Origin of the sequence: Kitasatospora cheerisanensis KCTC 2395 (assembly GCF_000696185.1) — a bacterium.
In the GTDB taxonomy this organism is placed as follows: domain Bacteria; phylum Actinomycetota; class Actinomycetes; order Streptomycetales; family Streptomycetaceae; genus Kitasatospora; species Kitasatospora cheerisanensis.
The window spans coordinates 1,009,267-1,018,627 of sequence record NZ_KK853997.1; the positions used below are offsets into that span (position 1 = coordinate 1,009,267).

The following is a 9,361-nucleotide window of genomic DNA, read 5'->3' on the forward strand; positions in this document are numbered from 1 at the left end:
GGGGAGGGGAGTGCGGCTTCCCGGAGTGACGGGAAGTCAGACGCGTCGCATGCGGTAGACGCAGGTCCGGTAGGGCATGTCGACGTGGTCGTGGCCGGCCAGGGCGGGGTCGGTGGCGACCAGGTCGGTGATCTGCCGGTCCAGGCGGGACTGTTCGGTGGGGGTGGCGGTGAGGTAGGAGGAGCGGGAGCGGACCAGGTCGGTGAGGCGGCCGGTCGGGACGGTCACGGTGTGTTCGGTCAGGCCGAGTTCGGGAGTGGTGAACCACGGGGCGACCGGGCCGTACGGCCAGGCGTCCTCCAGGCCGTAGCTCTCGCTGCCGACGACGGCGGAGAGCGCGGCCACCCACGGGGCCCGTTCGTCGCGGACGTTCCACAGCGCGGCGAGGACGCCGTCCTCCCGCAGGACGCGGTGGATCTCCGGCAGCGCGTCCTGCGGGGTGAACCAGTGGTAGGCCTGGCCGACCACGACGGCGTCCACCGACCCGTCGGGCAGCGGGACGGCCTCGGCGCTGCCGGCCAGCACCTGTGTGCCGGGGTGGCGTTCGGCGGCCACGGCGCGCATCTGCGGGTCGGGCTCGACCGCGACCACCCGGTGGCCGGCGGCCCGCAGGGTGCCGGTCAGGAGTCCGGTGCCCGCCCCGAGGTCCAGGACCCGCAGCGGCTCGGCGCCGAGAGCCCAAGTGACGGCGCGCGCAGGGTAACTGGGCCGGATCGAGTCGTACAGGCGGGCCGCGGAACCGAAGGACAGCGCAGAGGTGGTCATGCCGGTGAGCCTGCCCGGATCCGCCCGCCGATAGCGGCGCTTTCGCCGACCGCAGAACATGCCGTCGCCTCCGGATGCCCTCCGACGACCTGATTGATCAGCCATCAGGACGCGTGTGGGCACGCTCACCTGAGACAGCATCGCGGACCTGAAGACGCGCGGGCGCAGCCGTGGACGGGAGCCCCGGGCTCGTCCCCCACCACCCGGGGACCGGCCGCCACCGCCCGGGGACCGGCCTCGCGGTCAGCGGAGCAGCAGGTCGACCACGCCCGTGAGGTCCTCGTTCCCGTTGCCCTCCGCGAGGCGGCGGCGCATCAGGTCGAAGTAGGGGGTGAGCAACTCGGGGCTCACGCCCTGCTGTTCGGCGGTGGCGAGGAAGGTGGGGGTGCCGGCGACCTGCATGGCGAGGTTGGAGACGACGTTGGTCGTGTAGTCGCCGGTGCGGAGCTGGTCGGCGGTCTGGTGGACGGCGGGGGCCATCGCGGTGAGCCAGTCGGCGAGGAGCGGGGCCAGTGCGGTCGGGTCGATGTCCTCCTTGCGGATCAGGGCGAAGGCGTGCGCGGCGCCGGCGAACATGCCGTACATGGCGCTGAGCAGGGCCACGTCGTGGAGGGCGGCGTGGCCGGGGTCCTCGCCGACCCAGCGGGTGTCGACCGGGACGGCCAGGGTGGGCCGGTGACGGTCGAACAGCTCGCGCGAGCCGCTGTAGAAGACGTAGCCGCCGGCCTGCGGGACGCCGATCATCGGGGGAACGGCCATGATGCCGCCGTCCAGGTAGCGGGCGCCGCGTTCGTGGGCCCAGGCGGCGCGGGCGCGGGCCTGTTCGGGGGTGCTGGTGGTCAGGTTGACCAGGTCGCGGCCGGTGAGGTCGGTGCCGGCGAGGGCCTGGTCGATCGAGGCGTCGTCGAGCAGGCAGACGACGACCAGGGTGTTCGCGGCGACCGCCTCGGCGGCCGTGGCGGCGACGCTCGCGCCGTCGGCGGCGAGGGCCGTAGCCCGGGACGGGGTGCGGTTCCAGACGGTGACGGGGTGGCCGGCGGCCAGCCAGGTGCGGGCCAGGGCGGTGCCCATCGCGCCGAGGCCGAGCAGCGTGACGGGGGTCTTCGCGGTGGGGTCAACGGTGGTGTGTGCCATGCCGATTAGGCTGGTCCAGGGCCCGGTGGTGATCAAGTACGCACTTTCAGGTGGGTGCTTACCCCGGGGTGAGCCAGCAGGTCGGAGGGGTGGGGGCATGGCGACGCTGAACAGGCCGGGCACGCCGGACGGGCACGTCTGCGGGATCGACGCCGCGATGGAGGTGATCGGCGGCAAGTGGAAGGTGCTGATCCTGTGGGCGCTGCACGAGCACCCGTGCCGCCGGTTCGGGGAGCTCCGGCGGCTGCTCCCGGGCGTCACCGAGAAGGTACTGGCCTCGCACCTGCGGGAGTTGGAGTCCGACGGCATCGTGCAGCGCGTCTCGTACGAGGAGGTGCCGCCGCGCGTCGAGTACTCGCTGACGGCGGACGGCAGGCGGCTCAACGACGCGCTCGAACCGCTGGCCGCCTGGGGCCGTGAGCGGCGAACGGCCGGATCTCGAGAAGCAGGCTGATCCCCGGACGGCAGGGGCTCCGGACACCTGCCGATCACCGGACGACCCGAGCGCCGGACGCGGGCCGGTCCCCGTACGGCAGGGGCTCCGGACGCCGCCCGGCCCTGGGCGGCCGGTCCGGGCGGGGCGGCGTTTCTGGACTTGCCGGTCCATTTCGTGCTGCCTAACGTGCTGCTCACGGTCCGGTCAACGGGCCTCCACAGCAGAGGAGCTGTGCCATGCACGCGATCCGCATCGAGGAGCACGGCGGTCCCGAGGTGATGCGCTGGACCGAGCTGCCCGACCCCGTTCCCGGCCCCGGCGAGGTACTGGTCCGGCTGGGAGCGGCGGGCGTCAACTACATGGACACCGGCGCGCGGGCGCTGGGCGGCCCGGGCTGGGCGGCGCCGGTGGTGCTCGGCGCCGAGGGGATGGGGTACCTGACCGCGCTGGGCGCGGGCGTCACCGAGTGGGCGGTCGGGGACCGGGTGGCCTGGTTCTACCACCCGGGCAGCTACGCCGAGTTGCTGGCGGTGCCGGCGGCCTCGCTGGTGAAGGTGCCGGACGGGGTGTCGGACGAGGTCGCGGGCGGCCTGCTGATGCAGGGACTGACGGCCAATCACCTGAGCACCGAGACCTACCCGATCGGCCCGGGCGACACGGCGGTGGTCCACGCGGCAGCGGGCGGGGTCGGCCAGCTGCTGACCCAACTGGTGAAGGCGCGCGGCGGCTCGGTGATCGGCCTGGTCTCCCGCGAGGACAAGGTGCCGGTGGCGAAGGAGGTCGGCGCCGATCACGTGCTGGTGCACTCGGGCGGCGGGTTCGAGGACCGGATCCGGGAGCTGACGGACGGCCGCGGCGCGGACGTCGTCTACGACGGCGGCGGCGCGGACACCTTCCGCTCCTCCCAGCTGTCGCTGCGCCCGCACGGCGTGCACGCGTACTACGGCCCGTTCATGGGCGTGCCGACGCTGCGGCCCACCGACCTGCCGAACAGCATCCTGCTCACCTATCCGGTGGTGCACCACCACGTCGCCACCCGGGAGGACCTGGTGCGGCGCGCCGGCGAGGTGTTCGACCTGGTCCGGAGCGGGCGGCTCACGCTGCGGATCACCGGCCGCTACCCGCTCGCGGAGGCCGCCCGGGCGCACGCCGACCTCGAGTCCCGCCGCACCACCGGCAAGCTGCTGCTGCTCCCCTGACAGGCCGTTCCCCCGGCAGCCTGCCCGCCGGGAGGCCGCTGCTCCGGCAGACTGCTCCCCGGACAGACATCTCACCGGGAGGACTCCGTGCCGCTGACCCGCAAGGGCATCGCGACCAGGCAGCGCATCGTCGAGGGCGCGGCCGAGCAGATCCGCGAGCAGGGGGTGTTCGCGGTGCGCCTGGAGGACGTGATGGCGCACACCGCGACCAGCAAGAGCCAGCTGTTCCACTACTTCCCGGGCGGGAAGGACGAATTGCTGCTGGCCGTGGCCCGGCTGGAGGCGGCCCGGGTGATCGAGGACCAGCAGCCGGAGCTCGGTTCCCTCACCGACTGGGACGCCTGGCACCGGTGGCGGGACAAGATCCTGGCCCGGTACCGCCACCAGGGCAGTGACTGCCCGCTGCACACGGCGCTGGCCCAGCTCGGCACGGCGACCGACGCCACCCGGGCGGTGGCCTGCGAGCTGCTCGCCCAGTGGCAGGCCCAACTCGCCTCCGGGATCCGGCAGATGCAGGACAGCGGCGCGATCGCGCCGCGGCTCGACGCCGAGCGGGAGGCCGCGGCGCTGCTGGCCGGCGTGCAGGGCGGGGTGCTGATCCTGATGACCACGGGGTCGTCCGCCCACCTGGAGGCGGCCCTCGACTCCGGGCTCGCCCGCCTCCAGGCCTGAACGGCTTCGTTCGCCTCCGGGCCTGAACACACCCGACGCCCGCCGGGGCCCGCCACAGCCCCGGTGGCGTGGGTTGTCGTGCCCGCCGGGTAGCGTCGGGCGGGTTGAGTCGATCTCGGTGGGCCGCGGCGAGTGCGGGCCCGCGCCGGGGTGCTGGATGGTGCGGAAGGGGTGGCTGCACGGTGGCCGCTGGCGGAGAGGTTCCCGACGGCAAGGTGCCCGGCGGCGAGATGCCCGGCAGCCGGGTTCTCGGCGTCGACGCGGGCGGGCCGCAGCGCCGGACGATGCAGCGGCCGCCCGCCGAGGTGCGCCACGCCGAGGAGTTGGCGGCGCTGCGCGACGCGGACCGCGATCCGCGGCCGCCGGGCTGGCAGTTGAGCCTGCGGGCGGCGCGCCGGTTCGTGGTGGGCGACGAACGGGCCGGAATCAGCCGGAAGTTCGTCGGCAACGCGGCGCTGGTGGAGCGGGCGCTGGTGACGCTGGCGACCGACCGGGGGCTGATGCTGGTCGGCGAGCCGGGCACCGCGAAGTCCCTGCTGTCGGAGCTGATCGCGGCGGCGGTCAGCGGCACCTCCACGCTGACCGTGCAGGGCGGCGCGGCCACCACCGAGGATCAGATCAAGTACGGCTGGAACTATGCCCTGTTGGTGTCGGAGGGGCCGTCGCCGCGCTCGCTGGTGCCGGCGCCGATGCTGCGCGGGATGGCGGACGGCCGGGTCGTCCGCTTCGAGGAGATCACCCGCTGCCCGCTGGAGGTGCAGGACTGCCTGCTCTCGCTGCTCTCCGAACGGGTGCTGGCGATACCGGAGTTGGACGGCCCGGACGGCATGGTGTTCGCCCGCGCCGGGTTCAACGTGATCGGCACCGCGAACACCCGGGACCGGGGCGTCAACGAGATGAGCGCTGCGCTCAAGCGCCGCTTCAACTTCGAGACTGTGTTCCCGATCGGCGACCTGGAGACCGAAGTCGCCCTGGTGGAGGCCGAGTCGGCGGCCCTGCTGCGCCGCTCGGGCGTCGAGCCGGCCCCGGACCGGGACCTGCTGGAGGTGCTGGTCGGCACCTTCCGGGAGTTGCGCGCCGGCGCGGACGGTGCGGCGGGCGGCCGGAGTTCTGCGGTGCTGAGCACCGCCGAGGCGGTGTCGGTGGCGCACGCCGTCGGCGTGCGGGGCTGGTTCCTGCGCGGCGAGCCCGGCAGTGCGGAGGACCTGGTGACCTGCCTGGCCGGCACCGCCGCCAAGGACAGCCCGGAGGACCTGGCCCGGCTGCGCCGGTTCCTGGAACAGCAGGCGGGCCGCCGCCGCGGCGAGCGGTGGCGCGAACTGTACGCCGCCCGGCACCTGTTGGCCGACCGGTGAGCGAACTGCCGCTGGGCGGTGCGGTGTTCCTCGGCGTGCGGCACCACTCCCCCGCCTGCGCGGCGCTGGTCGCGCGGACCGTCGCCGAGTTGCGGCCGGGCCTGGTGCTGGTCGAGGGCCCGGCGGATCTCAATCCGCGGCTGGACGAACTGCTGCTGGGCCACGAGTTGCCGGTCGCGGTGTTCTCGCACTACCGGGACGAGGAGCGGACGGCCACCTCTTGGGCGCCGTTCTGCGCGTACTCCCCGGAGTGGGTGGCCCTGACGGCGGGTCGGGCGGCGGGCGCGGAGGTGCGGTTCATCGACCTGCCGGCCTGGCATCCGGCGTTCTCCTCCCGCGAGCAGCCGCTGACGAACCGCTTCGCCGACGCAGAGGCCCGGTACGCGGAGGCCACCGAGCGGCTCTGCCGGGCCTTCGGCACCGATTCGGTGGACACCCTGTGGGACGGCCTGGTGGAGCTGCCCGATCCGCAGGGCCTGGCCGAACGGCTGGACGCCTACTTCGAGTTGGTGCGCGGCGACGCCGTACCGCAGCCCGGCGACGCGGCCCGCGAGGCGTACATGGCGTCCTGGGTGCGGGCCGCGCTGGCCCGCGCCGGGGGCCGGCCGGTGCTGGTGGTCACCGGCGGCTTCCACACGCCCGCCCTGCGCGCGCTCGTCGCCCCGACCGAACCGGCGGACAAGGAGGCGGTGGACGGGCGGCCCGCGAACAGCGAGTCCGCGGACGGCTGGCCGGAGGTGCCGGCGCCGCCGGACGGGGCGGTCGGCGGGAGTTTCCTGGTGCCGTACTCGTTCGCGCAGTTGGACGCGTTCGGCGGCTACCAGTCCGGCATGCCGTCGCCCGGCTACTACCAACTGCTGTGGGAGCGCGGCGCGGAGGGCGCGGCTGACGGCTTGACCGAGCAGGTGGTGCGGCGGCTGCGCGGGGCGCGGCAGGAGGTGTCGACGGCGGATCTGATCGCGGCGCGGACGCTGGCCGACGGTCTGGCGATGATGCGCGGGCACCGGGTGCGGTCGCGGGCGGACGTGCTGGACGGGCTGGCGGGGGCGCTGGTCGGCGAGGCCTTGGAGGCGCCGCTCCCGTGGCAGGGCCGGCTGCGGCCGACCGCGGGGCCGGATCCGCTGGTGCGCGAGCTGGTCGCGGCGGGTACCGGTGACCGGGTCGGCCGGCTGCACCCGGACACGCCCGCGCCGCCGCTGGTGCACGACGTCGCCGCCGAGCAGGAGCGCTGCGGCGTGACGCTGGGCCGCCCGGTCACCGCCGACCTGACCGACGGTACGCAGTTGCTCCGCAGTCAGTTCCTGCACCGGCTGCGGGTGTTGGGCGTTCCTGGGCACGTGCGGGAGAGCGGTCCGGCGGGGGGCGGCGATCCGGTGTTCACCGAGCGCTGGGTGCCGGAGCCGGGCGGGTGGGCGCACCGGCGGGACGCGGCGCTGGTCGAGGCGGCGCGTACGGGCGCGGCTGGCCGAGGCGGCAGCCGCGGCGCTGGCGGAGCGGGCGGCGGGGGTGGGTGCGGAGCCGGGCGCGCTGGCCGGCCTGCTGTTCGACGCGGTGCTGTGCGGGGCGGGGTCGCTGACCGCCGAGCTGCTGGGCACGCTGGCCGTCCGGGTCGGCGAGGTCGCCGAACTGGGCGCGGTGGGCCGGGTGTTGGCGACGGCGCTGGACCTGTGGCGGCACGACCGGGTGTACGGGGTGGCCGCCGACGAGCGGCTCGGCGCGGTACTGGACGCGGCGTTCCGGCGGGTGCTGTGGCTGGCCGAGGGGCTGCACGGCGGGGCGGGGGTCGATCCGGACCGGCTGCGCGCCGTGCTCGCGGCCCGGGACGCGCTGCGGTTCGCGGGCGCGATGCTGACGGTCCGCCGGTTCACCGCGCTGGCCACCGCCGACCGGATCGCCGGGGATCCGGCCGCGCCGCCGGATCTGCGGGGCGCGGCGCTCGGCCTGTACTGGTCGCTCCCGCCGTCCGGTCAGCCGCTCAAGAGCATCGACGAAATCGCCGACCGGGCCCGGGCGTTGGCGGCCGATCCGGTGCGGCTGGGCGACTGGCTGGCGGGCCTGTTCGCGTTGACCCGGGTGCAGTTGACCGGCCCCGAGCTGGGCACGGCGGGCCGGCCGTCGCTGTTCGACGCCCTGGACGCGATCGTCACCGGGCTGGCGCCGGACGAGTTCCTGCGCGGACTGCCCGCCCTGCGGCAGGCGTTCGCGTTCTTCCCGCCGCGCGAGCGGGAGCAGATCGCCGCCCGGCTGCTGGCCCGCCGCGGGCGCGGCGGTTCGGCGCGCGGGCTGCTGCGCACCGGCGGCGACCCCTTGCAGCTGGCCCGGGCCGCCGCGCTCGAACGGTCCGTCGACGAGCTGCTGTCGGCCTATGGACTGTCGCCGTACGGGCCGGCGACGGACGGACTGACAGCGGGCGGGACAGCGACGTCCGTCCCGACTGCCGTACCGGCCGAGGAGGTTGTCACCACGGGCATGGCGGGGAGCGCCGCGCCGGCGCTGCCGGACGAGGGGCTGGAGCGCTGGCGGCTGATCCTGGGCGCGCCCGCGGAGCGGTACACCGGGGCGCTGTGCGGGCGGGCCGCCGAGCAGGACGGCGCGCTGGAGTGGCTGTACGGCCGCGACCCGGAGGCGGGCCGGCGCGGGGTGCGGCAGGGCGCGCCGCGGCGGCGGTCCGGCGGGACCGAGGATTCCCGGCTCACGGCGGTGGACTGGCTGGACGACGTGCACCGGCTGTTCCCCAAGGAGACGGTGGAGCGCCTGGAGCGGGACGCGGTGGAGCGGTACGGCATCGACGAGATCGTCACCGATCCGGAGGTGCTGTCCCGGGTCGAGCCAAGCACCACGCTGCTCCGCGCGGTGCTCCGCACCAAGCACCTGATGAGCCCCGAACTGCTGTCTCTGGCACGGAGGTTGGTGGAGGCGGTGGTCCGCGACCTGCTGGCCCGGTTGCAGCCGGAGCTGCGCCGGGCGTTCACCGGCGCCCGTGCGCCCGGGCGCAGCCGGGTGCCGTTGGCGCGGAACTTCGACTTCCGCACGACGGTGCGGGCCAATCTGGCGCACTATCAGCCGGAGCGGCGGCGGGTGCTGATCGAGCGGCCGTACTTCCACACCCGGACCCGGCGGACCCTGGAGCAGTGGCAACTGGTGCTGCTGGTCGACCAGTCGGGCTCGATGGCCGGGTCGGTGATCCATTCGGCGGTGACGGCGGCGTGCCTGTGGAACCTCCCGGGCCTGCGGACGCACCTGGTGGTGTTCGACACGGCGGTGGTCGATCTGACGGCGGAGGTGTCGGATCCGGCGGAGTTGCTGATGCGGGTGCAACTGGGCGGCGGCACCGACATCGCCCGGGCGGTGGACTACGCGGCGGGTCTGCTCGACAATCCGCGGCGCAGCATCGTGGTGCTGGTCACCGACTTCTACGAGGGCGGCGACGCGGGCCGACTGGTGCGCGGGGTGCGGAAGTTGGTGGAGCAGGGCAGTACGGTGCTCGGCCTGGCCGCGCTGGACGAGGAGGCCGACCCGGCGTACGACCGTGAGCTCGCGGGCCGGCTGGCCGAGGCGGGGGCGCACGTGGGGGCGATGACGCCGGGCCGGCTGGCGGAGTTCGTGGCGGAGAAGGTGGGGCGGTGACGGGCGGGACGGCGGTGCGCGCCGATCTGCTGGCGCTGGACGCGGACACCCTGGCGGCGCTGGCCAATCGGGGCCTGGTGAAGCGGGCGGCGCGCGAACTCGCCTCCGGCGACGGGCCGGTGGTGGAGCTCGCGGCGGACGGCACGCTGGCGGGGGCGTTCCCGGACGGGAGT

The 9,361-nt window shown here is 75.0% G+C and carries 7 protein-coding genes and 1 pseudogene; 6 read left to right on the forward strand and 2 right to left on the reverse strand.

Features of this window, described 5'->3' with window-relative positions:
• Positions 1-36 precede the first annotated feature (36 nt).
• A complete protein-coding gene (locus KCH_RS39135) occupies positions 37-765 on the reverse strand; it encodes a class I SAM-dependent methyltransferase (RefSeq protein ID WP_035859197.1) in 729 nt (242 codons plus the stop codon).
• A 243-nt stretch (positions 766-1,008) separates the two neighbouring features.
• Positions 1,009-1,899 (reverse strand): NAD(P)-dependent oxidoreductase, encoded by an 891-nt coding sequence (locus KCH_RS04435; protein WP_035859200.1) that lies wholly within the window; start codon positions 1,897-1,899, stop codon positions 1,009-1,011.
• Between the two features lie 97 nt (positions 1,900-1,996).
• On the opposite strand from KCH_RS04435, the gene KCH_RS04440 reads away from it, so the two are divergent.
• From KCH_RS04440 to KCH_RS45860, 6 genes and pseudogenes are all read left to right on the forward strand, one after another.
• A complete protein-coding gene (locus KCH_RS04440; protein ID WP_035859204.1) occupies positions 1,997-2,353 on the forward strand; it encodes a winged helix-turn-helix transcriptional regulator in 357 nt (118 codons plus the stop codon).
• Positions 2,354-2,571: 218 nt separating this feature from the next.
• Positions 2,572-3,534, forward strand: a complete 963-nt coding sequence (locus KCH_RS04445) for a quinone oxidoreductase family protein (RefSeq protein ID WP_035859207.1) — start codon at positions 2,572-2,574, stop codon at positions 3,532-3,534.
• A gap of 87 nt (positions 3,535-3,621) precedes the next feature.
• On the forward strand, positions 3,622-4,206 hold the full coding sequence (locus tag KCH_RS04450) for a TetR/AcrR family transcriptional regulator (RefSeq protein WP_035859210.1): 585 nt from the start codon (positions 3,622-3,624) through the stop codon (positions 4,204-4,206).
• A 230-nt stretch (positions 4,207-4,436) separates the two neighbouring features.
• Entirely contained in the window at positions 4,437-5,561 is a 1,125-nt protein-coding gene (locus KCH_RS04455) for an ATP-binding protein (protein ID WP_051653875.1), read from the forward strand.
• A gap of 104 nt (positions 5,562-5,665) precedes the next feature.
• Positions 5,666-6,961, forward strand: a pseudogene (locus tag KCH_RS45855) (DUF5682 family protein); the annotation flags it as partial.
• 106 nt (positions 6,962-7,067) lie between these two features.
• Positions 7,068-9,188, forward strand: coding sequence for a DUF5682 family protein (locus KCH_RS45860; RefSeq protein WP_279635827.1), 2,121 nt, complete (start codon positions 7,068-7,070; stop codon positions 9,186-9,188).
• The last annotated feature ends 173 nt before the right edge of the window (positions 9,189-9,361 follow it).

Coding starts and splice junctions, on each gene's coding strand:
- KCH_RS39135 (WP_035859197.1), bottom strand. CDS start 765: ATGACCACCTCTGCGCTGTCCTTCGGTTCCGCGGCCCGCCTGTACGAC.
- KCH_RS04435 (WP_035859200.1), bottom strand. CDS start 1,899: ATGGCACACACCACCGTTGACCCCACCGCGAAGACCCCCGTCACGCTG.
- KCH_RS04440 (WP_035859204.1), top strand. CDS start 1,997: ATGGCGACGCTGAACAGGCCGGGCACGCCGGACGGGCACGTCTGCGGG.
- KCH_RS04445 (WP_035859207.1), top strand. CDS start 2,572: ATGCACGCGATCCGCATCGAGGAGCACGGCGGTCCCGAGGTGATGCGC.
- KCH_RS04455 (WP_051653875.1), top strand. CDS start 4,437: ATGCCCGGCAGCCGGGTTCTCGGCGTCGACGCGGGCGGGCCGCAGCGC.